The organism is Kitasatospora sp. NPDC094028 (genome assembly GCF_049543595.1).
Lineage (GTDB): Bacteria > Actinomycetota > Actinomycetes > Streptomycetales > Streptomycetaceae > Kitasatospora.
On sequence record NZ_JBMVFA010000006.1, the window covers coordinates 229,300 to 255,811 of the forward strand.

Sequence of the window (26,512 nt, forward strand, 5' to 3'; positions counted from 1 at the left end):
CCTCGCCGTCGCGAGGGGCCCGGCCTTCCGCCGTACCGGAGCCGCCTGCGGCTACTTCCAGCCCCAGCCGTTGACGTGCGCGAAGCCCTCGAAGCCGCCGACGATGTCGGTGGAGTCCGCGGCGAAGCCGCCCATGCCGCCGGCGGCGGTGTTGGTGGTGTGGCCGACGCCCCAGCCCTCGGCGGCGGCGAACGGCTCGTCGGCGGAGGCGACGAACTGGCCGCCGCCCGCCAGGCCGACGTGGGCGAACGCCGGGGTGGCGGCACCGGCGAGCGCCAGCGCGGCGGTGGCGGTCAGCGCGGCCTTGGCCAGCATGCTCTTCATGGGACTGCCTCTCTCTCGGAGTGCCCGTACGGGCGCTCTTGACACGTGATCACACCCGGTCGACCGGCCCGACGCCCCACGCGCCGGGCCGGACGGCCGGTCACCCGACCGGACCGCGCCCGTTCGGCGGCCCGGCCGGACACCTCGTCACAAGCCCGGAGGGCCCGGGGAGACCTTCCTCCCCGGGCCCTCCGTCCGTGCCATGCGCCTTGATCAGCCGATCAGGTGCGAGACACCCGCGTCGCCCGAGGACTGGGTGTTCTGGCCGACGTTGCAGATCTGCTTCGGGGTGCTGTTCAGGACCGGCACCTCGACCGGAACCGCGACGCCGACGACGGCGACGGCGATGTTGTGGATCTCCGGGAGGCAGATGTTGGCGTTGTCCAGGGTGTGGAAGTTCGGGCTGCCGTTGCCGTGGGTGCCGGTCTGGTTGGTGCCGCCGTTGCCCTGGACGGAGGTGGCGGCGCCGTCCGAGTCGATGATGGCGGAAGCCGAGCCGGCGGACATCGCGATGGCGGCGGCGGCCAGGCCGGCGGCGGCGAGGGACTTCTTGATCATTTCCGGTTTTCCTCTCGAGGGGTGAATCGGGGAGCGATTCGAAGGTGGTTCAGAAAGTTCGGTGCGGCTGGGGGAGCGTCAGCCGACCAGGTGGGACACGCCGGCGTCGCCGTGGCTCTGGGTGCCCTGGCCCTGGGTGCAGTACTGCTTGCCGCCGCTGTTGGCGATCGGGACCTCGACCGGGACGGCCACGCCGAGCACACCCACGGCGATGTTGTGGATCTCCGGGAGGCAGACGTTCGCGTTGTCCAGGAAGTGGAAGTTCGGGCTGTTGTTCCCGACAGTGCCGGTGAAGTTGGTGCCGCCGTTGCCCTCGATCGAGGCGGCGGCGCCGTCCGCGTCACCGATCGCCGAAGCGGGCGCGGCGGCGGCGGCCAGCGCGGCGACGGCCAGGCCGGCGGCGGCGAAGGACTTCTGGATCATGGGGAGATCCCTTTCTGAAATGCTCTCTGGCTTCCGTGCGTACAACGCGTAGAACGCTCAGACCCGGTCTGCAGTCACTGACGTCCAGATCAAAGAATGACGGCACGGAAGGTTACGGGGATTTTTGAAAAGAGTCCGGGAGGCGCGTCGGAGAGTGGTTTCCGATCGGATTATTAGGCCGAACCGGTTAACGCCCGCAATCCGAACTCCTGGTCACTCGTTGAGGCAGTTTGCGTTCCGACTACGCCCCCGCAGCCGGAATGACCGGATCTTCGGTATGGACAGCTCTCCAGTACGGACAGGCAGAACGGTGAAAAGCATGAAGTTCTCCAAGCGGGCCGGCGCGATGCTGCTGGCGGTCGGTGCGGGCATGCTCGCCTCCCAGGGGTCGGCCTCCGCCGCCCCGATGAGCCCCGACCAGGTCGGGGCCCTGGAGGACAAGCTGGCCACCCAGCAGGTCCCGGCGGACGTGCCGCTCGCCCCGCTGGGCAGCCACCTCCAGGCCGGCATCCCGACCTCGCTGGTCATGCCGCCGGTGCCCGGTCGCACCACGAGCACCGAGCTGATCCCGGACCACCTGGTGCCGCAGCTGAGCAGCGGCAAGGTCGGCCCGAGCGCCAAGGCCGAGCTGCCGCTCCCGCTGGTCGACCAGAGCGCCGACCTCGGCGAGGTGCTGCTGGAGGCCCCGACCACGCCGCTGCACGCCACCGCCCCCGGCCTGGCCGTCGGCAAGCCGCTCGCCCTCGCCCAGGACGGCACCGGCCAGCTCGCCGACGGCCGGCTCAAGGTGGACGAGCTGGACCCGCGGCTGGTCACCGGCGCCGTCCAGGCGGTGCCCGGGGCCACCGCCAGCCTGGGCAGCGACAACGACCGGATCTCGGTCACCGACAAGGTGGACGACCTGACCCGGACCGCCACTGCGACCACCACCGGCGTGGTCCAGCAGTCCGGGCTGACCGACCTCACCCAGCTCTGAGGCCCTCCTCCCCGGGTACGCCGAGGGCCCGGCACCCCGCCGTACGGACGGGTGCCGGGCCCTCGGGCGTGCCGCGCCGCCCGGCGCTCAGCCCGGCAGGGCGCCGGTGAGCCCGCCGACCAGCGGGAGGTCCTTGACGCCGCCGCCCGCGCTCAGCGGCCCGGTCAGCGAGCCGGTGCCGACCGGGGCCAGGCCCTGGTCCGGCTGCACCGTCGCGCCGTTGTTGAGCACGTCCGCGGTGGAGGTCGCCCACGGGTCCAGCCGCAGGCTCTTGAGCGGCGCGACGCCGTAGCCGAGGCCGGAGGTCGTCCCGTTCAGCGCCTGGCCGACGTCCGTCTTCGCCAGCGTGGCCGGACCGCCCGCCGGGGCCGGCCCGGAGGCGGCGGCCTGCGCCGTGCCGGCGCCGAGCAGCACCGCGGCGCCCACGGCGGCGGCCAGGCCGGCCCCGGCCTTCGTCGAGATCTTCGGAAGCATGCGGATCACCCTTTCGGTGGATCGGGGTCCGGACGGTCGACCGTCCGGGGATGCCGAACTGCCCCCCGGCCGGTCGGTCGGGGGGCAGTTCGGCCGGAACTCGTGCGGATCGAGGATCAGCAGTCGTCCGCGGGGTGGTGCATCTCCACGTTGGCGCAGCTGTTGCCGAAGGCCGGGTTCAGCAGGCCGATCACGTTGATGGAGTTGCCGCACAGGTTGATCGGGATGTGCACCGGGACCTGGACCTGGTTGCCGGAGGCGACACCGGGGGAGCCGGCGGCGACACCCTCGGCGCCCGCGCTGGCGGCGGCGGAGCCGGCCGCGCCCAGGACCAGGCCGGCGGCGGCGGCGGAGAGGACGGCGGCCTTCTTGATGTTCTGCATGGGGGTTGATCTCCTCGATCACACACGGGTGGAGCGTGCCGGGCCCCGCGCTGCGGGGCACGGCACGGGCTCGGGGGAATCAGCTGTCGCCGGTGCGGCGACGGCCGGTTCAGCCGATGTTGGCGCAGCTGTTGCCGAAGGCCGGGTTCAGGATGCTGATGAGGCCGATGGAGTTGCCGCAGACGTTGACCGGGATGTGCACCGGGATCTGGATCTGGTTGCCGGAGAGCACACCGGGGGAGCCGGCGGCCACGCCCTGGGCACCGGAGCTGGCGAACGCGCCGCCGGCGGCACCGAGGACCAGGCCGGTGGCGGCCAGGGACAGGGCGGCGGCCTTCTTGAAGTTACGCATGTCTTTCCTCCGATTTCTGCCCGACGGATGCGAAATGTCGGGAGCCGGGCGAGCAGGAATGCCGCCCGAGGGCTTTATGGATTGCCGTGATGGTCACTCCGGCGGCGTACACCGGCGTGTGTTCCGCCCATGGCTCGGGCGTGACGCAGCCGCCGCGTCGTCCCAGGCGCCGCGCGTCCGATTCCCGCACGGCCGGGAATTGGGGTTCGGGCGAGGGCGCGACCGGGAATTCCCGGTCAGGCGTTCAGGCAGTGGTTGCCGAACGCCGGGTTCAGGAGGCCCGCGACGTCGACCGAATTGCCGCACAGGTTCACCGGAACGTGCACCGGCACGTCCAGCAGCGTGTTGCCCGACACCACACCGGCGGAGCCGGCCGCGACACCCTCGGCGGACGCGCCGTGCAGGTGGTGGGCGGACGCGACGCCGGCACCGGCGGCGAGCAGGGCGGCCGTGGCCGCGGTGCCGGCGACGCCGTGGGCGAGCTTGCGCATGGGCGGTTTCTCGATTCGTCCGTAGGGGCCTGATGGATCGTGTTCCGCCAGGGAGAACGAGGCGCCGGGGGAGGGGAAACGGTCCGCTATCCACCGATCACCCGAATGCCGGTCACCCGTCGCCGTTGCTCCGGATGGGTGACAGTGCGCGCACCGTCGCAACCGGTCCGGACGGGTCTCGTTCTAGATGTCGCACTCCCCGTGCATCTCTGTTGAACAGTCAGGAGGCTCGTATGAGCATCAAGAAGACCGCCGCCGTTGGCGCGGCCGTGGTGGGCATCGTGGCCGCCGGCGCCGGCACCGCGATGGCCAGCTCCGGCGCCGAGGGTGTCGCCGCCGGCTCCCCCGGTGTCATCTCGGGCAACCAGATCCAGGTTCCGGTGCACGTCCCGGTCAACCTGTGCGGCAACACCATCGACATCGTCGGCCTGCTGAACCCGGCGTTCGGCAACCACTGCGCCAACGTGGGCTGACGCAGCACCCGGTTCGGCCGGTGCGAGCCGCCGTTCCGCGCTTCCCTCCTGGGGCGCGGGGCGGCGGCTCTCGTCGTTCCCCGTCGTTTTCCGGTGCTGTCACAAGCCTTGTTGCACTACTTGTCAGTACCTAATGTGAGACCTGCTCACCTTCTTGCTCCTCCTGCTCCGAGTCGCCCGGCGACCCCCGGCCGGGCGGTTTCCCCACCCCCGCAAGGAGTCGCGTGTGATCAGGTTCCGATCTCCGGCGGCGCTGCTCGCCGCCGGCGCCCTCGTCGCCGCCCTCGGCCTGGCCGGCGCCCCCGCCGCCCTCGCCGACGCCGCCCCCGCTCCCGCGCCCGCCACCGGTGCCCGCCCGGCCGCGATCGTCGCCCTCGGCGACAGCGCCATCTCCGGCGAAGGCGCCGGCACCGACACCGGCGACGGGTACTTCCCGGAGACCGACAGCCCCACCAACTACTGCCACCGCCACCCCAAGTCGGAGATCTTCGTCACCGACATCCCCGGGGTCACCCCGATCGACCTCGCCTGCTCCGGCGCCCAGACCGGCGACCTGGTCAGCGACCCCGAGCTCGCCAAGGTCACCGGCTCCGGCAGCGGCGACTACGGCGAGCCCAAGCAGGACGTCAAACTCGCGCAGGTGGCGGGGAGTTACGACGTCAAGATGGTCGTGGTGACGATCGGCGCCAACGACGACTTCGACTTCTCCGGCGTCATGATGCACTGCCTCGCGCAGTACTTCCCGATCCCCAAGGACCAGGGCTGCCGGGACACCATCGGCAGCGACGAGATCCGCCGGCGGGCCAAGGCCGTCCAGCCCAAGGTGGTCGCCGCTCTGCGGAACGTCCGGCAGACCATGCGCAACGCGGGCTACCAGGACTCCTCGTACCAGCTGGTCTACCAGTCGTACTTCAATCCGATCACCCCGGACATCCGGCGCAACGACTACGTCGGCAAGATCGCGGACGGGTGCCCGGCCTTCCCCGAGGATCTCGCCTGGGGCCACAACTGGGTCGTCCCGACGTTCAGCGACATGCTCCGCGGCGCGGCCGAACAGGTGCCCGGCGTGCGGTACTTGGACCAGCGGCGGGTCGCCTTCGGGCACGAGGTCTGCGCCGAGTGGACCAGCTCCCCGTACGAGTACAGCAACGGGGACGTGGTGAACCTCTCCGAGTGGGCCCGCAACGGCTGCGACCAGCAGATCGGCATCCCCGGCCTGTGCATGAACATGGTCCGCCAGTCGTACCACCTGCGGGTGGCCGGCTACCGCGGCGAGGGCGTCTGCCTCGGCCAGTTCTTCGCCAAGCCGGACCTCGGCCAGGCCTACTGCACGCTCAACCAGCAGAACACCACGTCCATCCAGCCGCTCAGCCCCGGGAAGCCGTTCGGCGACGCCCCCGAGGACGGCGCCTGGTACCAGCTCACCAACGCGGCCACCGGCAACGCGCTCGACCTCACCGGCGGCGGCACCTACGGCGACTCGACCAACGGCCGGGCCGCCATCAGCTACCCGGCCGGCGGCGGGCTCAACCAGTCCTTCGTCCTGGAGGCCAAGGCCGGCGGCAGCTACGAGCTGGACTTCAGCGGCAACCGCACCATGTGCCTGGACGCCGACGCCGCCGCCACCGCGCCCGGCACCCGCGTCCAGCAGTGGGGCTGCAACGGCGGCGCCAACCAGCACTGGGTGTTCAAGCCGGCGGGCGACGGCACGTACCGGATCGCCGACTCCGCCGACCCGACCAAGGTGCTCGCCGCCACCACCACCCTCGACGCCAAGGGCAACCCCCTCGTCCAACTCGCCACCGACACCGGCGCCCCCGCCCAGCTCTGGCAGCTGACCAAGCTCGGCATCCTCTACCTGCACGGCTGACGCCCCCGGGCTACACCCCCGCCGCCGCCCCCACCCGGGCGGCGGCGGTCGCACTCACGGGGTACGCCACCTCCACCGGCAACAGCCCCGGATCCCCGGTCAGCCGGGCCCGCTCGGCGAGCGCGGTGACGTCCGTGATCCGCCGGATCCACTCGTCCGCGTAGCGCCGCGCCGCCTCGCCGCGCAGCCCGATCTGGATCGTCCGCCAGGCCAGCGGCTCCAGGTGCCGGCCCCGCTCCGGGTCCCACTGCACCCGGACCGGGCTCTGCCGCAACTCCCGCTTCCACGCCGCCCGCGACTCGTGCACCCGGCCGGTGTAGGCGCTCAGCACCGCCCGTTCCAGCGCCCAGTCGAAGCCCTCGCGGCTGATCTCCAGGGCGAGCACCCGCTCCTGACCGGGGCTGCGGCCCCAGTCGCTGCGGTGCATCATCCAGAGGAACGACGGTTTGATCCAGGTCATCCGCTCCCGGTCGAACGCCTCGGGGAACCGCCCCTCGGCCGCCGCCGGCTCGGCGATCCCGGGCCGGAAGGCCTGGTAGACGGTGACGGTGTCGGCGGTGTGGACGGCCCGGATCTGCTGCTTCGGCGGGGTGCCCGCCGCGGTCTGCGCGGTCCGGGCGGCGGTGGTCTCCATCGCGGCATGGTCGCGCTCGTCCGGGGGCGGGCGCCACGGGATTTGCGGGGCCGGTGGGGGCGGGGGAGGTGGGGGGCGTGTCGTAGGCTCTGCGGAACGTCGCTGCGCCGAAGCCGCGCGGACCCATGAGCGGGGCTGGGAGTACCGAGAGCAGATGAGCACGGCATCGAGCACCGAGTCGGCCGACGCCGAGCCCGACGTGCCCGCGCAGGCGTCGGCCGAGCGACCGGAGGCCGCCGCGCCCGGGCGCTTCGGCGCGCTGGTGGACCGCTTCGCGCCCGCGCTCGGCGCGTACGCGGTGGTCAAGGCGATCGGCCTGACGGTCTTCCTGCTGCTGCTCTCGCACACCGGGGACTACCTGAAGAAGGACCCGGGCCGCGGCGGCGGCGCCCAGCCGTGGGACGTGCTGGGCACCTGGGACGGCGTCTGGTACCAGCGGATCGCCGAGAACGGCTACAACCCGCAGCTCATTCCGCTGCACGGCTTCCCGCTCGCCAGCTACTACGAGAACTCCAGCGCCTTCTTCCCGCTCTACCCGTGGCTGATGCGGCTGGTCGGGGCCGTCACCGGGCTCGGCCCGTACGGCTCCGGGATCGTGGTCTCGGTGCTGGCCTCGCTGGTCGCGGCGGCCGGGATCTTCGCGATCGCCGAGCGGCTGGGCGGCTTCCGGGCGGGTGTGATCGCCGCGGTGGTCTGGGGCCTGTTCCCGGGCTCGGGCGTGGAGTGGGCGGTCTACTCGGACTCGCTGTTCGTCGCGCTGTCCGCCTGGGCCTGCTACTGCGTGATGACCCGTCGCTGGCTGTCCGCCGGCCTGCTGACCCTGGTGGCGGGCCTCAACCGGCCGACCGCCGCCGCGCTGATCGCCGCCGTCTCGATCGCCGCGCTGGTCGCGCTGGTCCGCCGCACGGACGGGGTGGCCCGCCCGCTGACCGCGATGCTGATCACCCCGTGGGGCCTGATCGGGTACGTCGCCTGGGTCGGCTGGCGGATGGGCGACTGGGGCGGCTACTTCAAGCTCCAGCGCGGGGCCTGGAACCGCTACTTCGACTTCGGCGCCTCCACCGTCCGCACGATCATGGACGTGGTCACCGGCCACTGGACGTTCTGGCAGTCCAATCCGGCGCCCGACCTCATCGCGATCGCCCTGCTGATGGCCCTGCCCGGCCTGCTGGTGCTGCTCCGGCAAGCCCGCCCGCCGCTGGTGCTGTGGATCTACACGGCGCTGACCATCGCGACCGCGCTGAGCAGCAACCAGATCTTCGACAACATCTCCCGCTACCTGCTGCCGGCCTTCCCGCTGTTCATCGGCCTGGCGGTGGCCCTGCGCCGGGTGCGCACCTCGACGCTGGTCGGGCTGTTCGCGATGCCGGTGCTGGCGGCGGGCTGGTACGCGGGCTATGCGCTGTTCGAGCTGGGCATCCCGTAACCCCGGCGTTGGTTGGCTACGGGATCATCCGGCAGCGGACGGGCCGTTGCTAATCTCGGACGTATGACGACGACCCCGCCCGTGCGCCAGATCCGAGACATCTCCGGCCTGCTGGACCACGCGAGCCACGTGCTGGCGACCCGGATGGCGGCCGCGTTCACCGAGCTCGGGATCACCCCCCGCGCGTACAGCGTGCTGTTCCACGCGCAGGAGGCCGAGCGCACCCAGATCCAGCTGGCCGAGCTGGCGGACCTGGACAAGACCACCATGGTGGTCACCGTCGACGAGCTGGAGAAGGCGGGCCTGGCCGAGCGTCGCCCGTCCGCCACCGACCGCCGGGCCCGCATCATCTCGGTCACCGAGGCGGGCGAGCGCGCCGTCGCGGAGGGCACGGCGGTCGCCGACCGGGTGCACCGCGAACTGCTGGAGGCGCTGCCGCAGTCCGAGCAGGAGGCCTTCGTCTCCGCGCTGGCCCGCCTGGTGGACGGACACCTCGCGGAGCCGGTCGAGAGCGAACGGATCGTCCGCCGCGCCCGCCGCCCCCGGGGGTACTGACCGCCCGGAACCCGACGTACCGTCAACTCGCCCGGGCGGGGCGGGCGTCAGGGCCAGACCAGGCAGTACAGCTGGTGCCCGGCGTCGTGCAGCCGGTTCGCGAAGTCCTGCCACTCGTGCAGCATCGTGTAGATGACGAAGGCGTCGCGCGGCCCGCGCCGGTCCGGGACGGTCGACCAGATGAACGCGGCGGCGCCGAGCTCGGTCTCGTCCGCCTTGCGCAGCGGCTCGACCACGTTGTGCGGGAGCTGGACGACGGCGTAGTCGGGGTGCAGGACGACGAGTTCCAGCGGCGGCACCTGGTGCAGCGGCACGCCCTGGATGCCGGTGAGGACCATGGCGCTCATGGTCTCCGGCTTGATCTTGGTGGAGAGGTGCCCGTTGGGGGAGCCGCTGGTCTCCATCAGGTCGCCGAGCCGCCCGAGCGAGCCGAGCTCGCCGGCGTCCAGGCCGAGGCCGCCGGGGCCGAGCGCCGTGGGGACCCGCGCGGCGGTGGCGCGGTCCGGTGCGCCGAAGTACTTGTACGTCACCCCCACGCGTCCCTCACCCCGCCTCTCGCCGCCTCGGCGACCACGTCCCGTACCCGCTCCCGTACCCCCGCGTGCGGCTTCGGCCGGCCTGCGGGAGCCCCCCGCGGCCTCGTCGTAGCCGTCCTGCGCCTCGGACACTCGGACCATCCTCACCGGAATTCGCCGGAATCGACAGACCCCCGCACGCCCGGCGTCCCTCCGGACGTGCTCCTTACCCGTCATGCGCCGCCGTACCCACCCGCGGTACGCGACAGTCCTCTTCCACACCCCTGCACCGCACACAACCGGAGCGCTCGCGCACTCTGTGTGCACAGTCTGACTGGTCCGTGCTCCGGAGCAGTCGGCGGCCCCGGCAGTACGGACTGTAAGGGCAACCGTACCGACAACGGTGCCCGGATCATCGTTCCAGATGATCGGGTCCGACATGCAGAGGGCAAGGACACGATTTGAGACCATGTCCTGCGTGAGCTACCCCTACGAAGCCCCCCAGTCCCAGTCGCTGTTCGAGCGCGCCTCCGTGGTGACGCCCGGCGGCGTCAACTCCCCGGTGCGTGCCTTCCGCGCGGTCGGCGGCACGCCGCGCTTCATGGTGTCCGGCACCGGCCCCTACCTCACCGACGCAGACGGCCGCGAGTACGTCGACCTGGTGTGCTCGTGGGGCCCGATGATCCTCGGCCACGCGCACCCCGCGGTGATCGACGCCGTGCAGTCGGCCGTCACCCGTGGCACCTCCTTCGGCACGCCCGGCCAGGGCGAGGTCGAGCTGGCCGAGGAGATCGTCGCCCGGGTCGCCCCGGTCGAGCAGGTCCGGCTGGTCTCCTCCGGCACCGAGGCCACCATGTCCGCGATCCGGCTGGCCCGCGGTTTCACCGGCCGCGCGAAGGTGGTCAAGTTCGCCGGCTGCTACCACGGTCACGTGGACGCGCTGCTGGCCGCCGCCGGTTCCGGCGTCGCCACCTTCGGCCTGCCGGACACCCCGGGCGTCACCGGCGCCCAGGCCGGCGACACCATCGTGCTGCCCTACAACGACCTCGCCGCCGTCGAGGCCGCCTTCGCCGCGCACCCGGGCGAGATCGCCTGCGTGATCACCGAGGCCTCGCCCGGCAACATGGGCGTCGTCCCGCCGCTGCCCGGCTTCAACGGGGGCCTGGCCCGGCTCTGCCGGGAGAACGGCGCGCTGTTCGTCTCCGACGAGGTCATGACCGGCTTCCGCGTCTCCAAGGCCGGCTGGTACGGCCTGGAGGCCGCACGGGAGGGCTGGGCGCCGGACCTGCTGACCTTCGGCAAGGTCATGGGCGGCGGCTTCCCGGCGGCGGCCTTCGGCGGCCGCGCCGACGTGATGGCGCACCTCGCCCCGGCCGGCCCGGTCTACCAGGCGGGCACCCTGTCCGGGAACCCGATCGCCACCGCGGCGGGCCTGGCCCAGCTGCGCGGCTGCACCGACGAGGTGTACGCGACGGTCGACAAGGTCTCCGCCGAGATCTCCGGCCTGGTCTCCGCGGCGCTCGCCAAGGAGGGCGTGGCCCACCGCCTGCAGACCGCCGGGAACATGTTCTCGGTGTTCTTCACCGAGGCCGCCGTCACCAACTACGACGAGGCGAAGACCCAGGAGGCGTACCGTTTCACCGCCTTCTTCCACGCGATGCTGGCCGAGGGCGTCTACCTGCCGCCGTCCGCCTTCGAGTCCTGGTTCGTCTCGGCGGCCCACGACGAGCGGGCGATCGAGCGGATCGCCGCCGCCCTCCCGGCGGCCGCCCGCGCCGCTGCCGCCGCCACGGCGTGACCACCACGAGCCCGAGCCCCAGGAGCAGTCGAGAAGTGAGTGCCAAGGAGATCACCGTCGTCCACGTGATGCGGCACGGTGAGGTGCACAACCCGGAGGGCGTCCTGTACGGGCGGCTGCCCGGCTACCACCTGTCCGAGCTCGGCCGGAAGATGGCCGAGCGGGTCGCCGAGGACCTGGCCGACCGGGACGTCACCCACGTGGTGGCCTCCCCGTTGGAGCGGGCCCAGGAGACCGCCGCCCCGATCGCCGGGGCGCACGGCCTGGAGGTCGCCGAGGACGGGCGGCTGATCGAGGCGGAGAACATCTTCGAGGGCAAGACCTTCGGCGTGGGTGACGGCTCGCTGCGGAACCCGTCCTACTGGAAGTACCTCGTCAACCCGCTCAAGCCGTCCTGGGGCGAGCCGTACCTCGACCAGGCGGTGCGGATGATGGGCGCGATCGGCGCCGCCCGGGACGCCGCGCGCGGGCACGAGGCGGTGTGCGTCAGCCACCAGCTGCCGATCTGGATCCTGCGCTCCTTCGTCGAGCGCCGCCGGCTCTGGCACGACCCGCGCCGCCGGCAGTGCTCGCTGGCCTCGCTGACCAGCTTCACCTTCGAGGGCGACCGGATCGTCTCGGTCGGCTACCGCGAGCCGGCCCGCGACCTGCTGCCGGCGCACCTGGTCGGCAAGGGCGGCAAGGGCGACAAGCCGGTGGGCAAGAGCTTCGGCGCCTGACACCTCCGGAGCCCGTGTAAGCGGTGGGTAAGTATGACCTCGGGCCGTCCGGTGAACACCGGACGGCCCGATTCCGCCGCAGGTCAGAGCGGGTGCGATGCGCAAGGGAGGACCCCGGCGAACCCGCCCCGGGCTCCATGCGAAACTTTTCACATGTCTGCCATGACGCGCCCCCGTCCCCGTGTCGCCGCCGCAGCCGCCGCCACCGCCGCCGCCGCTGCGCTCGCCCTCACCGGCTGCTCCTCCGCGGGGGCCTCGGGCAGCGGCGCGGACCAGGTGGGCTTCGTCACCGTCAAGGGCACCAACGTCTCCAAGGCCGAGCCCGGCCACCGCCAGGACGCCCCCGACATCTCCGGCGAGACGCTGGAGGGCAGCCAGGTGAAGCTCTCCGACTACCGGGGCAAGGTCGTGGTGCTGAACGTCTGGGGCTCGTGGTGCGGCCCGTGCCGGGGCGAGGCGGACGACCTGCAGCGCGTCTGGACCAAGTACAAGGACCAGGGCGTGCAGTTCCTCGGGATCAACACCCGGGACTCGGACAAGACCAACGCCGTCCGCTTCGAGCAGGAGAAGGGCGTCACCTACCCGAGCATCTTCGACCCGGCCGGCACCCAGCTGCTCAGGTTCCCCAAGGGCAGCCTCAACCCGCAGTCGATCCCGACCACCCTGATCGTCGACCGGGACGGCAAGCTGGCCGCCCGCGCGATCGGCGGCACGGTGGACGACGCGCTGGAGTCGATCCTGCAGCCGGTGGTCGCGGAGCCGAAGCAGTGAGCGCCGAACCCGCCGTACTGAACCTCGCCGACACCTTCACCACCGTCCAGAGCGGGGCGCTGCTGGCCGCCGCCCCGATCGCGATCGCGGCCGGCCTGCTGTCCTTCTTCTCGCCCTGCGTGCTGCCGCTGGTGCCCGGCTACCTGTCGTACGTGACCGGCTTCTCCGCCGCCGACCTCGCGGACGCGCGCGGTGCGCGGCGCGGCCGGATGCTGGCCGGGGCGGCGCTGTTCGTGCTCGGCTTCACCGCGGTGTTCGTCTCCGGCGGCGCGCTGTTCGGCCAGTTCGGCGACACCCTGCAGGAGCACAAGCGGATCATCTCGATCGTGCTCGGCTCGGTGACCGTCGTGATGGGCCTGGCCTTCATGGGCCTCGTGCCCGGCCTGAGCATGCGTGAGGTGCGCTCGCACCGCCGCCCGGCGATCGGCCTGCTGGGCGCCCCGCTGCTCGGCGTGGTCTTCGGGGTCGGCTGGACGCCGTGCATCGGCCCGACCATGTCGGCCGTCCAGACCCTGGCGGTGAACCAGGCCGATGCGGCGCGCGGCGCCCTGCTGATGACCTTCTACTGCCTGGGCCTCGGCGTACCGTTCATCGTGGCCGCGCTGGCCTTCCGCCGGGCGCTGGGCGCCTTCGGCTGGGTCAAGCGGCACTACCCGCTCGTCATGCGGATCGGCGGCGGCATGCTCGTCGTGGTCGGTCTGCTGCTCGTCACCGGGGAATGGGACGTGCTGGTGAGCGACCTGCAGTCCTGGACCGCCGACTTCCAGATCGGAATCTGACCGTGAGCAAGACCACGACCGGGACCGACCTGCCACCGGCACCCGAGGACGTCGAGACCGAGGCCGACACCGGCGCCGACTCCGCGGCCGAGCGGCTGAGCACCGCGCCGGTCGAGTCCGACGGCCCGACCGGCATCGGCGTGCTCGGCTGGGCGCGCTGGATGTGGCGTCAGCTGACCTCGATGCGGGTCGCCCTGATCCTGCTCTTCCTGCTGTCGCTGGCCGCGATCCCGGGCTCGCTGATCCCGCAGAACGGCCAGGGCAGCCAGACCGCGATGAAGGTCGTGTCCTGGAAGGCGCAGCACACCACCCTCGCGCCGATCTACGAGAAGCTGCAGCTGTTCGACGTCTACAGCTCGGTCTGGTTCTCCGCGATCTACATCCTGCTGTTCGTCTCGCTGGCCGGCTGCATCGTCCCGCGCACCTGGCAGTTCGTCGGCGTGCTGCGCGCCGCGCCGCCGGCGGCGCCGCGCAACCTGACCCGGATGCCGGTGTACGCGGCCTGGCGCACCGACGCGGACGCCGACGCGGTGAACGCCGCCGCGTACCGGCTGCTGCGCAAGCGCCGCTTCCGGGCGAACCTGTCCGGCGGCTCGGTGGCGGCCGAGAAGGGCTACCTGCGCGAGGTCGGCAACCTGGTTTTCCACCTGTCGCTGTTCGCCCTGCTCGGCGGCTTCGCCTGGGCCAGCCTGGCCTCCGGGACGGCCGGCAAGCTGATCGTCGAGGGCGAGGGCTACGCCAACACCATCACCCAGCTCGACGACTTCAGCGGCACCCGGTTCTACACCACCGACGACCTCGACCCCTTCTACCTGAAGCTGAACTCCTTCACCTCCCGCTTCCAGTCCAGCGGTTCGCAGATCGGCGCGGCCCGGCAGTTCACCGCGAACGTCGAGTACTCCACCGACGGCGACCCGGCGAAGGCCAAGCAGGGCAAGATCGAGGTCAACCACCCGCTGGAGATCGGCGGCAGCAAGATCTACCTGATCGGCCACGGCTTCGCGCCGGTCGTCACCGTCCGCAACGGCAAGGGCGAGGTCGTCTACCAGGGCGCCACGCCGTTCCTGCCGCAGGACGCCAACCAGACCTCCACCGGCGTGGTGAAGGTCTCCGACTACGGCGACGGCCCGGACGGGAAGAAGACCCAGCTCGGCTTCAGCGGCAGCTTCCTGCCGACCGCGCCGGACAGCTTCGTGGGCACCGGCCCGATCTCGCTCTTCCCGGACGACGCCGCGCCGATGCTGGTGCTCAACGTCTACGCGGGCGACCTCGGCAACAACTCCGGCCGGCCGCAGAACATCTACCAGCTGGACACCAAGAACATGACCCAGCTGATGCAGGACGACAAGCCCGACACCCCCGCCGCCGCCCGGCTCAAGCCCGGCCAGGTCTGGGAGCTGCCGGGTGGCTACGGAACCCTCACCTTCAACGGTTACAAGCGCTTCGCCAGCTTCGACGTCTCGCACCGCCCGGGCAACTCGATCGCCCTGGCCGGCGGCGTGCTGGCGATCCTCGGCCTGATCGGCTCGCTGTTCCTCCAGCGCCGCCGGATCTGGGTGCGCGCGGTCGCCCTGCCGGGCGGCGGCACCCAGGTGGAGCTGGCCGGCCTGGCCCGCAGCGAGTCGGCGAAGATCGCCGAGGAGCTGGCCGAACTCGCGGTGGACCTCCAGGACGACGCCCCGGCCACCGACGAGACCGATGACCCCGACGCTTCCGCCGAGCCCGGTGCCACCGGGGCCCCGGACGCACCCTCGGACCCCGCCCCCGCCGACCAGAACTCCAAGGAGTAGACGGTGCACCTCGCTTCGGCGGTCGACCCACAGCTGGCCGACCTCTCCAACAAGCTGATCTATTCGGCGATGGTGGTCTACACGCTCGCCATGTTCGCCCACATGATCGAGTGGACCTTCGGCAGCAAGGGTGCCGTCGCCGTCCGCTCGAAGGAGCAGGCCGGCAGCCTGGCCGACACCGTCGCCGCGGCCGAGTCGAAGGGCATCAAGAAGGTCACCGTCACGGTGGCCGGGGCCGGCGGCGGGACCACCACGCTGACCCGCACCGCCGTGGCCGGCGCGGGCGCGACGGTGGTCACCAGCGGCCGCGGCGAGGACGAGGTGGACGGCCCGGGAGCGGCCGGCACCAGCGACCGGGCCGACCTGGCCGGCCGGATCGCCGTCTCGCTCACGGTGCTGGGCCTGCTGCTGCACGGCGGCGGCATCGTCTCCCGCGGCCTGTCGGTGTCCCGCTGGCCGTGGGGCAACATGTACGAGTTCTCCTGCGCCTTCGCCTTCTCGATGACGGCCGCCTACCTGGTGCTGCTGGCGGCCAAGAAGAACGTGCGCTGGCTCGGCCTGCCGGTCGTCGTGGCGGGGCTGCTGACCCTGGGCATCGCCACCACCACGCTGTACACCGACTCGGACCAGCTCGTTCCGGCGCTGCACTCGCCGTGGCTGGCGATCCACGTCTCCACCGCGATCTTCTGCGGCGGCGCGTTCTACGCGGCGTTCATCGCGACCGTGCTCTACCTCGGCAAGGACTCCTTCGAGAAGCGGATCGCGGCCGGCCTGACCACCGGCCCGCTGGGCACCTCGGCGTCGATCTGGCGCCGCCTGCCCGCCGCGTCCACCTTCGACAAGCTGTCCTACCGGATCAACGCCCTGGTCTTCCCGCTGTGGACGTTCACCATCATCGCGGGCGCGATCTGGGCCGAGGCGGCCTGGGGCAAGTACTGGGAGTGGGACCCGAAGGAGACCTGGTCGTTCATCTGCTGGGTCGCCTACGCCTGCTACCTGCACGCCCGTGCGACGGCCGGCTGGAAGGGGCGCAAGGCGGCCTACCTGGCGCTGGCGGCCTTCGCCTGCTGGCTCTTCAACTACTACGGCGTGAACATCTTCGTCACCGGCAAGCACTCCTACGCGGGGATCTGACCGGGGCACACACCCACCGGCCCGGCTCTCCGCAGATGGTTGGCCGGGCCGAGGTGCGACAGGGGTAGTTCGTGCCGGCCGCCAGGCCGGTACGGGAGGGAACTGAGGAGGAATCGCGCAATGGAGTGCGACGAGGTCATGCTGACCGTCCGAATCACCGCCGGCGAGCAGCTGCTGCTCCGCCGGCTCGCCCAGGGGCACCGCAGCGACGTGTCCGAGGTGGTCGCGGACGCCCTGCTGGACATCATCCCCACGCTCAGCGCGCCGGGGGACGCCTACCGGCTGCTCGGCGCCCTCGCGACGCCCGCGCCGTGCGCGCTGACGGTCTGGCTGCCGACCGCGCTGGCCGACCTGCTGGCGCCGGGGGCGGCCCGGATCGCTCAGATCACCGACGTCCGGATCGAGTCGGCGAGCGCGGCGCTCGGCGCGGCGCTGCGGCTCTGGCTGGCCCAGGACCCGGTCCGGCTGGCCGCCAACCTCAGCGTGATGCACGCCGGGCGGTCCTCGGCGGCCGCGCTGGCGGCGGCGTAACCGGCGTCACCGGAGGGGCCGGGCGGGGGTCAGCTCGCGAGCGGGAGCCGGACGGCGGGCGCGCCGCGGCCGGGGGCCGAGGCGACCGGCCCGCCGACCGGCTCGGTGAGCAGCCGGCACTCGGCCGCCGTCCGCCCGTCCTGCACCAGCCGGACCACCACCGGCGCCCGGCGCACCCCGCCCGGCGCCGGTTCCCGGACGGCCCGGACGAGGCAGGGCCGGTCCGGTTCGATGTAGTGCTCGAAGGCCGTCACCAGCTGCACCGGCGCCACCGGCTCGGGGTGGCGCAGCCGCTGGGCGGCCTGCCGGGCGGCCTCCAGCACCAGCATCCCGGGCACGTGGTCCAGCCCGGGGTCGGCGAGCACCGGGTGCGTGGGGTCGGTGCGCAGCAGCCAGCTGTCCGGCCGCAGGGTGGGGCTGAGCACCACGTCGGCGGGCTCGGTCCGGCCGACGAGCCCGGGCGCGACGGGCGCCGGCGGCGGGGCCGGTTCGGCGGGGTGCCGGACGGGGCCGCGCAGCCGGGCGTACCCGGCGGGGGTGAGGACGCGCAGCCGGCCGGAGCCGTGGCCGACCGGGTGGCCGTCCCGGCTGATCTCGGCGGTGACCCGCAGCGAGTCGAGCCGGCCGTGCCGGATCCGGACGTCCTCGCAGTGGACGGCGAGCATCAGCGAGACCGGTCCGGGCGTGACGGCGAGGCCGGTCAGGCCGGTCTCGCCGAGGGCGTAGGAGAGGTCGGCGAGGGTGAGGTGGTGGTCGTGCGGGACGCCGAATCCGGCGTGGCCGATGAGCAGCCCGGCCTGCCGGACGGTCTCGGCCATCAGCACCGGGTCGTGATACCGGCCGCCGGGCAGCCGGTAGAAGCCGTGCAGCCGGGGCCACTGAGCGCCGAGCAGGAAGTCGTACGGGCCGGTGGCCTGCCAGCCGGTGAGCAGGACCTCGGAGACGGCGGCGCGGTGGACGAGGTGCCGGGAGACGGTCCGCTCGTGGAAGTCGTACCCGGCGCGGGGCCGGCCGGCGTGGGCGTCCGGATCGAGGGCGTAGGGGGTGTCGGAGCCCGGCTCTACGATCGGCGGCATGACAGGCCCCCCGCTTCAGGGTGTCGGTCGAGCGGCCGTTGCGGACGCCCCGGGCAGAACATACCTACCACCCGGTATGTCTTCGCGGGCCGGGGCGGCTTCCAGCGCCCCGCCCGTCCCGGAGCTCACCCTAGGGCCTCTGGGCTGCGGAAACACCGGTTCGGCGGGTGGTTCCGACCTTGGGCGGGGGTCCGTCCCCGCTGGACGGCGGGGTCGGCGAGGGCGCTAGATTAGATACCTACCATGCGGTTTCGGCGGTCGCCGTCCGCATGCGGGGCGTCGCTCGGCGCAGGGGAGGCCGGGCGCGCCGACAGCAACCCGGGCGGGGCGGGGGCCGCGCCCGGTCGAGCCGGAGGGGGCCGGGGCAGTGGTCAAGCAGATGCGCGCGGAACGGACCAGGAACGCCGTCCTGCTCGCCGCGGCGGACACCTTCGCCAGCGTCGGGTTCGAGGCCGCCAGCCTGGTCGACATCAGCCGCCGGGCCGGCGTCAGCAAGGGCGCCCTCTACTTCCACTACGTGTCCAAGCAGGCGCTCGCGGACGGGGTGCGCGCCGCCGCCGGGCGGGAGATCGGCTCGGCCGCGCTGCGCGCTCTGCGCGCCGGCGGCGGGCCGCTGCAGGGCCTGATCGACCTCACCCACGAGCTGGCCCGGCTGCTGCGCGAGGACGTGGTGGTCCGGGCGGGCGTCCGGCTCGGCCGGCGCGTCCGGCGCGGGGGCCTGTCCAGCCCGTCCGGCCCGCCCGGCCCGCCCGGTACCGACGCCACCTGGCGCGGCCTGGCCGCCGTCGTCCACCGCCTGCTGGCCCGCGCCGAGGACGCCGGGGAGCTGTGCCCCGGGCTGGACCGGCGGGCCGCCACCGAACTGCTCACCGCGCTGGCGGCCGGCCAGGTGCTGCTGGCCGGGGGCACCCCGGACCGGCTCGCCCCCGAGGCCGTCCGCCGGCTCTGGACGGCCGCGCTGCCCGCCCTGGTGCCGGCCGAGCGTCGGGTGGCCTACCAGGTCTGACGGCCGCGGGGGGAGGACGGCCGTCAGGCGGTGTGCTCGGCGGTGTGCTCGGCGGTGCGCTCGGCGATGCTGAGGCGGGCCAGCGCGTGCGGCTGGACGAGCCCGGGCAGCAGCAGCGTCCACAGGTCGCCGATCCGCCGGATCAGGTCCCGCCGGTCGGTGAGTACCTGGGAGCTGAGCTGGATGCCGGTGACGGCCCCGGTGATCACCCCGGCGGCCGCGCCCGGATCGACCCCCGGGTGCAGTTCGCCGGCCTCCCGGGCCTGCTCCAGCAGGCCGCGCACCAGGTCGATCCAGCCCTGGTAGGCCGCGATCTGCGGCTGGGTGAAGCTGCCGTGCTCGATGGTGAGCCGGATGCTGCCGCGCACCAGCGGGTCGTCCAGGAGGGCGTGCGCGAAGGCGTAGCCGAGGTCGATCAGGATCTGCACCGGGCTGTCCGTGGCGGGTTTCCAGGTGGCGATCCAGGCGCCCTGGCCCTCGATGACGGCGAGCGCGAGCTCTTCCTTGGAGTGGAAGTGGAAGTAGAGCGCGCCCTTGGTGACGCCGGCGCGGTCCAGGATCTCGGCCATGGTGGCGGCGGCGTAGCCGCGCTCGTCGAACACCTCGGCCGCCGCGACGAGCACCGCGTGGCGGGTCGCCAACGCCCGGGCCTGCCTGGCCATCGCAGCCTCCCTGGATAGTTCTGGTGCCCCGGCTGCGGCCGGTTCCACAGGGCCGGCGGGGCGGTGGCCGCATACCGTCCGGTAGGTATCCTACCGAGCCGCCCCGGGCCCGAGCGGTGCGGTGAGCGGCCGGGACCGGGTCCCGAAGGGCCGCCGCCCGCGCACGCCGGACGGCCGGCCACCCGGGTGGGGTGACCGGCCGTCGGGAGGCGCGCGGTGCGTCAGGCGGCCTGCTGCCAGCTGACCGGCGAGTAGTACGCCGGGCGGCGCTCCAGGCGCTGCCAGCTGGCGATCGGCTCCATCGGCGCGGCGGCGGCCGTGGCCTGCTGGGCGGCCGCGGCGCGGGCCGCCAGTACGGCGGTGAGGGCGGCCAGCTCCTCGTCGCTGAGCGAGCCGCGGACGATCTGGATGAGGGGTTCGGCGGTAGCGGTCATGTTCTGGTTTCTCCCCCGGTGACTGTGGTGTGTGATGGCCCGGGTGTGCGGCCAGTGGACGCGAAGTACCGTGCTACATCGGCGGGTTGCCGTGCTTGCGGCTGGGCAGGTCGGCGTGCTTGGTGCGGAGCATGGCCAGCGCGGAGGCGATCACCTGGCGGGTCTCCGCCGGGTCGATGACGTCGTCCACGAGGCCGCGCTCGGCCGCGTAGTACGGGTGCATCAGCTCGTCCTTGTATTCCTTGATCTTCTGGGCCCGCATGGTGTCCGGGTCCTCGGCGCCGTTGATCTCGCGGCGGAAGATCACGTTGGCGGCGCCCTCGGCGCCCATCACGGCGATCTCGTTGGTCGGCCACGCGTAGGACAGGTCGGCGCCGATGGAGCGGGAGTCCATCACGATGTAGGCGCCGCCGTAGGCCTTGCGCAGGATCAGCGAGATGCGCGGCACGGTGGCGTTGCAGTACGCGTACAGCAGCTTGGCGCCGTGTCGGATGATGCCGCCGTGCTCCTGGTCGACGCCGGGCAGGAAGCCCGGCACGTCCAGCAGGGTGACGATCGGGATGTTGAAGGCGTCGCACATCTGGACGAAGCGCGCGGCCTTCTCGGAGGCGTTGATGTCGAGCACACCGGCCAGCGACTGCGGCTGGTTGGCGATGATGCCGGTGACGTGGCCGTCGACCCGGGCCAGCACGCACAGCACGTTGGTGGCCCAGCGCTCGTGGACCTCCAGGTACTCGCCGTGGTCGACGATCTCCTCGATCACCTTGCGCATGTCGTACGGGCGGTTGCCGTCCGCGGGCACCAGGTCGAGCAGGCTGTCGTTGCGGCGCTCGACCGGGTCCTCGGTGACGACCGACGGCGGCATCTCGCGGTTGTTCTGCGGCAGCAGCGAGAGGAGGTAGCGGACCTCCTCGATGCAGGACTGCTCGTCGTCGTAGATGAAGTGCGAGACGCCGGAGACGCCGGCGTGCACGTCCGCGCCGCCGAGGCCGTTCTGGCTGATCTTCTCGCCGGTCACGGCCTGGACGACGTCCGGGCCGGTGATGAACATCTGCGAGGTCTCGCGGACCATGAAGACGAAGTCGGTCAGCGCGGGGGAGTAGGCGGCGCCGCCGGCGCACGGGCCGAGCATCACCGAGATCTGCGGGATGACGCCGGAGGCCCTGGTGTTGCGCTGGAAGATGCCGCCGTAGCCGGCGAGGGCGGTGACGCCCTCCTGGATGCGGGCGCCGGCGCCGTCGTTGAGCGAGACGAGCGGGGCGCCGGCCGCGATGGCCATGTCCATGATCTTGTGGATCTTCTGCGCGTGGGCCTCGCCCAGGGCGCCGCCGAAGATCCGGAAGTCGTGCGCGTAGGTGAAGACGGTGCGCCCGTGCACGGTGCCCCAGCCGACGATGACGCCATCGGTGTGCGGCTTCTTGGCCTCCAGGCCGAAGCCCTGGGCGCGGTGCCGGCGCAGCGGCTCGACCTCGTGGAAGGAGCCCTCGTCCAGCAGCAGCTCGATGCGCTCGCGAGCGGTCAGCTTGCCCTTCGCGTGCTGGGCCTCGGTGGCCTTGTCGCTGGGGCCGCGGAGCACCTGCTCGCGCAGCGCGTGCAGCTCGGCGACCCGCCCGCGGGCGTCGGCTGGGGTCCCGGAGGCCTCGTCGCCGACCGGCGCCTCATGCACAACCGTCATCTCGAACCACTCCAATGGTGAGGGAACTGTCCGACAGCCAACGTCTGCTGTGCCCCCGGCTGCGAATCACTTTCTTCACTTATGACTGTACGAGGGGCCGTGCGTCGGTTTCGGCGTCGATTCCGTACAAGGTCGGGTTCGTTTAGCTGTGAGGGCTGTACAGAAGCGGCGCGGATCAAGCCAGTGCCCTCGGTGTCCGTTCGAATACGGTAAGTCGTCGAGGAGATGATGACCGGATGATCCGAACGTGAAGAAAAGCGCAGGTCAGGGCGGTCGTCACGGGGGCCTGGGGGGCCGTGCGGGGCCCGGTTCGGCGGGGGCTCGGATCCGCCGCCCGGTCGGCGCCCGCCGGCCTCCTGAGGTGCCCAGTCGTAGGGAAGCGCCAAAAACGCCGAAGCCCACCCTGGGCCGTCCGGGTGGGCTGTCCGAGGGAGCCCCGCGGGGCGCCCGGAGCGGAGCGAACCGCTCCCCAGCTCAGCTCTTGCGTCCTTCGTCCGGCTCGTCCTTGCCGCGCAGGTCCTCCTCGCGGCGGCGCAGGTCCGCCTCCCAGCGCTTGAGCATCTCCTCGTGGTCCTTGTCGTTCTTCTTCAAGTCCTGGAGGGAAGCGAGGAACTCCGGGTCGTCGTCCGGCGCCAGCGGCCGTCCGCCGCGCGGACCGCCGTACCCGGGCCCGGCGGTGCCGGCGCCGCCGGCCGCGGCCGACGCGGCCCGGTGGAAGCCCCGCTGCTTGCCCGCGATCAGCCAGGCGATCGGGCCCAGCGGCGGGAAGAGCAGCACGATCAGCACCCACACCACCTTGGGCAGGTGCTTCACCTCGTCCTCGGGCGTGGTGAGGCAGTCGACGAATGCCCACACCCAGAGCGCGAGCGGAAGGATGATGGTCAGAAGAATCCGCGGCATGGCTGCGATCTCCCCCCGGCGACGGCGGTAGCGGCGGGCGCCTTCCCGGGGCCCTTGACCAAGCCAGGCTATCGGGTGGCGGATACTGACAGGCATGGCATACGACGATCTCCGCTCGTTCCTCCGGGCCCTCGACCGCGAAGGCGACCTCAAGCGCATCAAGGCGGAGGTGGACCCGCACCTGGAGATCGGAGAGATCGTCGACCGGGTGCAGAAGGCCAAGGGCCCGGCGCTGCTCTTCGAGAACGTCAAGGGCTCCTCGATGCCGCTCGCGATGAACGTCTTCGGGACGGAGCGCCGGCTCGCCAAGGCCCTGGGCCTCAAGGGGCCGGACGACATCTCCGAGAAGATCGCCGGCCTGCTCAAGCCCGAACTGCCGCAGGGCTTCACCGGTTTCCGCGACGCCTTCGGCAAGCTCGCCTCGATGACCCACGTCCCGCCGCGGCACGTCAAGGACGCGCCCGTGCAGGAGGTCGTGCTCACCGGCGACGACGTCGACCTCGACCGGCTCCCGGCGCTGTTCACCTGGCCGCTCGACGGAGGCTCCTTCTTCAACCTCGGCCTGACCCACACCAAGCACCCCGACACCGGCATCCGCAACCTCGGCCTGTACCGGCTCCAGCGGCACGACAAGCGCACCATCGGGATGCACTGGCAGATCCACAAGGACAGCCGAAACCACTACGCCGTCGCCGCGAAGCGCGGCGAGCGCCTGCCCGTCGCGATCGCCTTCGGCTGCCCGCCGGCCGTCACCTACGCGGCCACCGCGCCGCTGCCCGGCGACATCGACGAGTACCTCTTCGCCGGGTTCATCGCCGGCGAGCGGGTCCGGATGGTCGACTGCAAGACCGTGCCGCTGCAGGTCCCGGCCGACGCCGAAGTGGTGATCGAGGGCTGGCTGGAACCCGGCGAGATGCTCCCCGAGGGCCCGTTCGGCGACCACACCGGCTTCTACACCCCGCAGGAGCCGTTCCCCGCCCTGAAGATCGACTGTGTGACGATGCGGCGGCGGCCGATTCTGCAGTCCATCGTGGTCGGCCGCCCGCCGACCGAGGACGGCCCGCTGGGCAAGTTCACCGAGCGGTTCTTCCTGCCGCTGCTGAAGATCATCATCCCGGACATCGTCGACTACGACCTGCCCGAGGCCGGCGGCTTCCACAACTGCGTGATCGTCTCGATCGACAAGAAGTACCCGAAGCACGCCCAGAAGACGATGCACGCGATCTGGGGCGCGCACATGATGTCGCTCACCAAGCTGATCATCGTGGTCGACGCCGACTGCGACGTCCACGACTACCAGGAAGTCGCCTGGCGGGCCTTCGGCAACGTCGACTACAGCCGGGACCTGACCGTCGTCGAAGGCCCCGTCGACCACCTCGACCACGCCTCCTACCAGCAGTTCTGGGGCGGCAAGGCCGGCATCGACGCGACCCGCAAGCTGCCCGAGGAGGGCTACACCCGGGACGGCGGGTGGCCGGAGATGGTGGCCTCCGACCCGGCCACGGCCGCGCTGGTCTCCCGGCGCTGGAAGGAATACGGACTGTGAGCACCGCGGCGTTCGAAACCCCGGGACGCACCAAGGCGTTCCTGCGCCTGGTGATGATCGAGCACTCGGTCTTCGCGCTCCCGTTCGCGTACATCGCCGCGCTGACGGCCATGTTCCTCGCCGACGAACGGGTGCACTGGGGCGAGCTGTTCATCGTCACCGTGTGCATGGTCGGCCTGCGGACCTTCGCGATGGCGGCCAACCGGATCATCGACCGCGAGATCGACGCCCGGAACCCGCGCACCGCGGGGCGCGAACTCGTCACCGGCGCGGTGTCGTTGAAGACCGCGTACGTCGGCTCGGCGGTGGCCCTCGTGGTGTTCCTCGGCGCGGCGGCCATGCTCAACCCGCTCTGCCTGGCGCTCGCGCCGGTCGCCGTCGTGCCGATGGTGGTCTACCCGTACGGCAAGCGCTTCACGGACTTCCCGCAGGCGATCCTCGGCATCGCCCAGGCCATGGGCCCGGTGGGCGCCTGGCTCGCGGTGACCGGCAGCTGGTCCTGGGAGGCCGTCGTGCTCGGCGCGGCGGTCGGCATCTGGATCGGCGGCTTCGACCTCATCTACGCCTGCCAGGACGTCGAGTCCGACCGCGAGAACGGCGTGCGCGCCGTTCCGGCCCGCTTCGGCGTGCCCGCCGCGATCCGGGGCGCACGGGCGTGCCACGTCGTGACCACGCTGCTGCTGGGCTGGTTCGCCGTCCTGACCCACGCCGGGGTGGCCTTCTGGATCGGCCTGGCCGTGGTCGCGGGCGCGTTCCTCTACGAGCACACCATCGTCAGGCCGAACGACCTCTCGAAGCTCAACCGGGCCTTCTTCCAGACGAACAGCTTCGTCGGCGTCTCGCTGTTCTTCTTCGCCCTGGCCGACCTCGTCATCCGCGGCCTCGGCATCTGATGACGCCGGAGCCCGACTGGCGGTCCGACCGGATCGGCACCGCGCTGCGCGGCGAGAACCCGACCGTCCTGCGCCGGCTGTCGGCCGGCTTCGCCGTGATCGGGGACGTCCAGTTCCTGCCCGGCTACTCGGTCCTGCTGACCGACGAGCCGGGCGCGGAACGGCTCACCGACCTGCCCCGCCCGCGCCGCCTCGCCTACCTCGCCGACCTCGACCGGCTCGGCGAGGCGGTCGAACGGGCCTGCCGGGCCGCCGACCCCGCCTTCCGCCGGGTCAACCTCGAAATCCTCGGCAACAAGGACCCGTTCCTGCACGCCCACGTCTGGCCCCGCTACGACTGGGAGCCCCCGCACCTGGTCCGCCGCCCGGTCTGGGACTACCCGCGCGACCACTGGCAGGACCCGCAGCTCGCCCTCGGCCCCGCCCACGACGCCCTCCGCGCCCGCCTCACCGCCGAACTCGACGCCCTGCCGTAGCGCCGACCGGGCCGGACGTCCGAGAGGCCTGGTGCGCTGCCGGAAACCCGCAGGTCACGGGGGGCGTGGGCGCGCTACGATCGCGGTCGGCTCGCGGGGCGGGCCGGGTATCAGGGGGGTGGGCGTGGAAACCGAGAACGTCGAGAACGGTCCCGAGCAGGGCGCGGAGCCGGCTGCCGAGCCGGCCGCCGCGCCGGCCGGGGACCGGGCGGGGGTCAAGCTGGCGGCCGTGGTGGCGCTGGTCGGTGGGGTGCTGGCCGGGCTGTGGGGGATGGGGCTGCTCGACGGCCGCTCGTCGGCGGCGGACGAGAACGAGGACAAGCCGGTCGTGTGCCAGACCCCCGGGCCGAACGATTCGCCGGGGTACGCGGCCGTCTGCGCCGCGCTGAACCGCCCCGACCTGCCTGCGCTGCTGGGCAGGCCGGACGATCGCATCGTGACGGCGCACCCGATGCCGATGGCGATGGGGAAGGACCCGATGGTGGAGGTGCGCCTGCGGCACGGCGCGGTCGCCGTCATCGAGGGCACCACCTCGGTCGACGACATGCTCGGCATGCCGCAGTTCTTCGCCACGAAGACCACCGTCCTCGGCCATCCCGCCGCGATCTATTCGAGCAGCGCGGTGTCCTTCGTCACCGAGACCGGGAAGGACGGGAAGACCGGGCTCAAGAGCGGGCCCGGCACCCGGAACCTCATCGTCGCGGAGGACCCCAAGGCCCCCGGCAGCCGGGCCGTCGAGTTCGACGTCTTCCGGACGGACGGCGGGGCCGTCGACGACGCGACGATGTACCGGCTCGCGGAGAAGCTGCTGCCGACCATGCCGGGCTGGGTCGCGGGCTCGTAGCACCCCACGGCGAGGGGCGGCTGC

General features: G+C 72.3%; 31 protein-coding genes. 17 read left to right on the plus strand and 14 right to left on the minus strand.

The features are described 5' to 3' along the window. Window positions 1-51: 51 nt before the first annotated feature. The 3 genes from ACPC54_RS12785 to ACPC54_RS12795 all read right to left on the minus strand — a co-directional run bounded on the left by ACPC54_RS12785 (window position 52) and on the right by ACPC54_RS12795 (window position 1,305). Window positions 52-324 carry a hypothetical protein gene (locus ACPC54_RS12785; protein WP_498964223.1) on the minus strand — a complete coding sequence of 91 codons (273 nt, stop codon included), beginning with the start codon at window positions 322-324 and terminating at the stop codon, window positions 52-54. 213 nt (window positions 325-537) lie between these two features. Then, window positions 538-882, minus strand: coding sequence for a rodlet layer protein (locus tag ACPC54_RS12790; protein WP_498964225.1), 345 nt, complete (start codon window positions 880-882; stop codon window positions 538-540). 78 nt (window positions 883-960) lie between these two features. Then, a complete protein-coding gene (locus ACPC54_RS12795) occupies window positions 961-1,305 on the minus strand; it encodes a hypothetical protein (RefSeq protein WP_031063477.1) in 345 nt (114 codons plus the stop codon). 319 nt (window positions 1,306-1,624) lie between these two features. Between ACPC54_RS12795 and ACPC54_RS12800 the strand changes: the two genes are divergently transcribed. Beyond that, window positions 1,625-2,281 carry a hypothetical protein gene (locus ACPC54_RS12800; RefSeq protein ID WP_498964228.1) on the plus strand — a complete coding sequence of 219 codons (657 nt, stop codon included), beginning with the start codon at window positions 1,625-1,627 and terminating at the stop codon, window positions 2,279-2,281. 87 nt (window positions 2,282-2,368) lie between these two features. Here the strand turns inward: ACPC54_RS12800 and ACPC54_RS12805 are convergent, their stop codons facing one another. From ACPC54_RS12805 to ACPC54_RS12820, 4 genes are all read right to left on the minus strand, one after another. Then, on the minus strand, window positions 2,369-2,755 hold the full coding sequence (locus tag ACPC54_RS12805) for a hypothetical protein (RefSeq protein WP_498964230.1): 387 nt from the start codon (window positions 2,753-2,755) through the stop codon (window positions 2,369-2,371). Window positions 2,756-2,871: 116 nt separating this feature from the next. Next, on the minus strand, window positions 2,872-3,138 hold the full coding sequence (locus ACPC54_RS12810) for a chaplin (protein WP_498964232.1): 267 nt from the start codon (window positions 3,136-3,138) through the stop codon (window positions 2,872-2,874). A 109-nt stretch (window positions 3,139-3,247) separates the two neighbouring features. Continuing rightward, complete coding sequence (locus tag ACPC54_RS12815) at window positions 3,248-3,490, minus strand: chaplin (RefSeq protein WP_498964234.1); 243 nt, start codon at window positions 3,488-3,490, stop codon at window positions 3,248-3,250. A gap of 236 nt (window positions 3,491-3,726) precedes the next feature. After that, window positions 3,727-3,981, minus strand: coding sequence for a chaplin (locus tag ACPC54_RS12820; protein ID WP_045699171.1), 255 nt, complete (start codon window positions 3,979-3,981; stop codon window positions 3,727-3,729). Window positions 3,982-4,214: 233 nt separating this feature from the next. On the opposite strand from ACPC54_RS12820, the gene ACPC54_RS12825 reads away from it, so the two are divergent. Together ACPC54_RS12825 and ACPC54_RS12830 are read left to right on the plus strand one after the other, a co-directional pair. Further along, window positions 4,215-4,454 carry a chaplin gene (locus tag ACPC54_RS12825; RefSeq protein ID WP_350521601.1) on the plus strand — a complete coding sequence of 80 codons (240 nt, stop codon included), beginning with the start codon at window positions 4,215-4,217 and terminating at the stop codon, window positions 4,452-4,454. 226 nt (window positions 4,455-4,680) lie between these two features. Beyond that, window positions 4,681-6,324: an RICIN domain-containing protein gene (locus ACPC54_RS12830; RefSeq protein ID WP_498964237.1), complete on the plus strand. Its 1,644-nt coding sequence runs from the start codon at window positions 4,681-4,683 to the stop codon at window positions 6,322-6,324. 10 nt (window positions 6,325-6,334) lie between these two features. On the opposite strand, the gene ACPC54_RS12835 is transcribed toward ACPC54_RS12830, so the two are convergent. Continuing rightward, on the minus strand, window positions 6,335-6,958 hold the full coding sequence (locus ACPC54_RS12835) for a DUF4291 domain-containing protein (protein ID WP_498964239.1): 624 nt from the start codon (window positions 6,956-6,958) through the stop codon (window positions 6,335-6,337). Window positions 6,959-7,112: 154 nt separating this feature from the next. Here ACPC54_RS12835 and ACPC54_RS12840 point away from each other — a divergent pair, with 154 nt between their 5' ends. Both ACPC54_RS12840 and ACPC54_RS12845 read left to right on the plus strand, forming a co-directional pair. After that, a complete protein-coding gene (locus tag ACPC54_RS12840; protein ID WP_498964241.1) occupies window positions 7,113-8,384 on the plus strand; it encodes a hypothetical protein in 1,272 nt (423 codons plus the stop codon). A gap of 63 nt (window positions 8,385-8,447) precedes the next feature. Continuing rightward, window positions 8,448-8,939 (plus strand): MarR family winged helix-turn-helix transcriptional regulator, encoded by a 492-nt coding sequence (locus ACPC54_RS12845; protein WP_498964243.1) that lies wholly within the window; start codon window positions 8,448-8,450, stop codon window positions 8,937-8,939. 47 nt (window positions 8,940-8,986) lie between these two features. On the opposite strand, the gene ACPC54_RS12850 is transcribed toward ACPC54_RS12845, so the two are convergent. Then, window positions 8,987-9,469: a hypothetical protein gene (locus ACPC54_RS12850; RefSeq protein ID WP_078860278.1), complete on the minus strand. Its 483-nt coding sequence runs from the start codon at window positions 9,467-9,469 to the stop codon at window positions 8,987-8,989. Between the two features lie 454 nt (window positions 9,470-9,923). On the opposite strand from ACPC54_RS12850, the gene hemL reads away from it, so the two are divergent. From hemL to ACPC54_RS12885, 7 genes are all read left to right on the plus strand, one after another. Continuing rightward, window positions 9,924-11,252, plus strand: coding sequence for a glutamate-1-semialdehyde 2,1-aminomutase (gene hemL / locus ACPC54_RS12855; protein WP_498964245.1), 1,329 nt, complete (start codon window positions 9,924-9,926; stop codon window positions 11,250-11,252). A gap of 68 nt (window positions 11,253-11,320) precedes the next feature. Then, on the plus strand, window positions 11,321-11,971 hold the full coding sequence (locus ACPC54_RS12860; protein ID WP_045709797.1) for a histidine phosphatase family protein: 651 nt from the start codon (window positions 11,321-11,323) through the stop codon (window positions 11,969-11,971). Between the two features lie 153 nt (window positions 11,972-12,124). Beyond that, the gene (locus tag ACPC54_RS12865; protein ID WP_498964247.1) at window positions 12,125-12,742 is read left to right on the plus strand and encodes a TlpA family protein disulfide reductase; all 618 of its coding nucleotides are present in this window, start codon (window positions 12,125-12,127) and stop codon (window positions 12,740-12,742) included. Continuing rightward, window positions 12,739-13,521 (plus strand): cytochrome c biogenesis CcdA family protein, encoded by a 783-nt coding sequence (locus ACPC54_RS12870; protein ID WP_498964249.1) that lies wholly within the window; start codon window positions 12,739-12,741, stop codon window positions 13,519-13,521. The genes ACPC54_RS12865 and ACPC54_RS12870 overlap by 4 nt, the downstream gene beginning before the upstream one ends. 2 nt (window positions 13,522-13,523) lie before the next feature. Next, on the plus strand, window positions 13,524-15,311 hold the full coding sequence (resB, locus tag ACPC54_RS12875) for a cytochrome c biogenesis protein ResB (protein ID WP_498964251.1): 1,788 nt from the start codon (window positions 13,524-13,526) through the stop codon (window positions 15,309-15,311). 3 nt (window positions 15,312-15,314) lie between these two features. Then, complete coding sequence (ccsB, locus tag ACPC54_RS12880; RefSeq protein ID WP_498964253.1) at window positions 15,315-16,445, plus strand: c-type cytochrome biogenesis protein CcsB; 1,131 nt, start codon at window positions 15,315-15,317, stop codon at window positions 16,443-16,445. A 120-nt stretch (window positions 16,446-16,565) separates the two neighbouring features. Further along, the gene (locus tag ACPC54_RS12885) at window positions 16,566-16,976 is read left to right on the plus strand and encodes a hypothetical protein (protein ID WP_498964255.1); all 411 of its coding nucleotides are present in this window, start codon (window positions 16,566-16,568) and stop codon (window positions 16,974-16,976) included. 29 nt (window positions 16,977-17,005) lie between these two features. Here the strand turns inward: ACPC54_RS12885 and ACPC54_RS12890 are convergent, their stop codons facing one another. Then, complete coding sequence (locus tag ACPC54_RS12890; protein ID WP_498964257.1) at window positions 17,006-18,052, minus strand: ScbA/BarX family gamma-butyrolactone biosynthesis protein; 1,047 nt, start codon at window positions 18,050-18,052, stop codon at window positions 17,006-17,008. 367 nt (window positions 18,053-18,419) lie between these two features. Here ACPC54_RS12890 and ACPC54_RS12895 point away from each other — a divergent pair, with 367 nt between their 5' ends. Beyond that, the gene (locus tag ACPC54_RS12895) at window positions 18,420-19,058 is read left to right on the plus strand and encodes a ScbR family autoregulator-binding transcription factor (protein ID WP_498964259.1); all 639 of its coding nucleotides are present in this window, start codon (window positions 18,420-18,422) and stop codon (window positions 19,056-19,058) included. A 23-nt stretch (window positions 19,059-19,081) separates the two neighbouring features. Here ACPC54_RS12895 and ACPC54_RS12900 read toward each other — a convergent pair whose 3' ends face one another. From ACPC54_RS12900 to ACPC54_RS12915, 4 genes are all read right to left on the minus strand, one after another. Continuing rightward, window positions 19,082-19,720 carry a ScbR family autoregulator-binding transcription factor gene (locus ACPC54_RS12900; protein WP_498964261.1) on the minus strand — a complete coding sequence of 213 codons (639 nt, stop codon included), beginning with the start codon at window positions 19,718-19,720 and terminating at the stop codon, window positions 19,082-19,084. 221 nt (window positions 19,721-19,941) lie between these two features. Continuing rightward, window positions 19,942-20,154 (minus strand): acyl-CoA carboxylase epsilon subunit, encoded by a 213-nt coding sequence (locus ACPC54_RS12905; protein WP_498964263.1) that lies wholly within the window; start codon window positions 20,152-20,154, stop codon window positions 19,942-19,944. A gap of 73 nt (window positions 20,155-20,227) precedes the next feature. After that, window positions 20,228-21,829, minus strand: a complete 1,602-nt coding sequence (locus ACPC54_RS12910) for an acyl-CoA carboxylase subunit beta (protein WP_498964265.1) — start codon at window positions 21,827-21,829, stop codon at window positions 20,228-20,230. A 474-nt stretch (window positions 21,830-22,303) separates the two neighbouring features. After that, a complete protein-coding gene (locus ACPC54_RS12915) occupies window positions 22,304-22,729 on the minus strand; it encodes a PLD nuclease N-terminal domain-containing protein (protein WP_498964267.1) in 426 nt (141 codons plus the stop codon). Window positions 22,730-22,823: 94 nt separating this feature from the next. Here ACPC54_RS12915 and ACPC54_RS12920 point away from each other — a divergent pair, with 94 nt between their 5' ends. The 4 genes from ACPC54_RS12920 (at window position 22,824) to ACPC54_RS12935 (ending at window position 26,488) form a co-directional block, all read left to right on the plus strand. Next, window positions 22,824-24,275: a menaquinone biosynthesis decarboxylase gene (locus ACPC54_RS12920; protein WP_498964269.1), complete on the plus strand. Its 1,452-nt coding sequence runs from the start codon at window positions 22,824-22,826 to the stop codon at window positions 24,273-24,275. Then, complete coding sequence (gene mqnP / locus ACPC54_RS12925) at window positions 24,272-25,168, plus strand: menaquinone biosynthesis prenyltransferase MqnP (protein ID WP_498964271.1); 897 nt, start codon at window positions 24,272-24,274, stop codon at window positions 25,166-25,168. The genes ACPC54_RS12920 and mqnP overlap by 4 nt, the downstream gene beginning before the upstream one ends. Beyond that, window positions 25,168-25,644: an HIT family protein gene (locus ACPC54_RS12930; RefSeq protein ID WP_498964272.1), complete on the plus strand. Its 477-nt coding sequence runs from the start codon at window positions 25,168-25,170 to the stop codon at window positions 25,642-25,644. The genes mqnP and ACPC54_RS12930 overlap by 1 nt, the downstream gene beginning before the upstream one ends. A 124-nt stretch (window positions 25,645-25,768) precedes the next feature. Next, the gene (locus ACPC54_RS12935; RefSeq protein ID WP_498964274.1) at window positions 25,769-26,488 is read left to right on the plus strand and encodes a DUF6215 domain-containing protein; all 720 of its coding nucleotides are present in this window, start codon (window positions 25,769-25,771) and stop codon (window positions 26,486-26,488) included. Window positions 26,489-26,512: the final 24 nt, after the last annotated feature.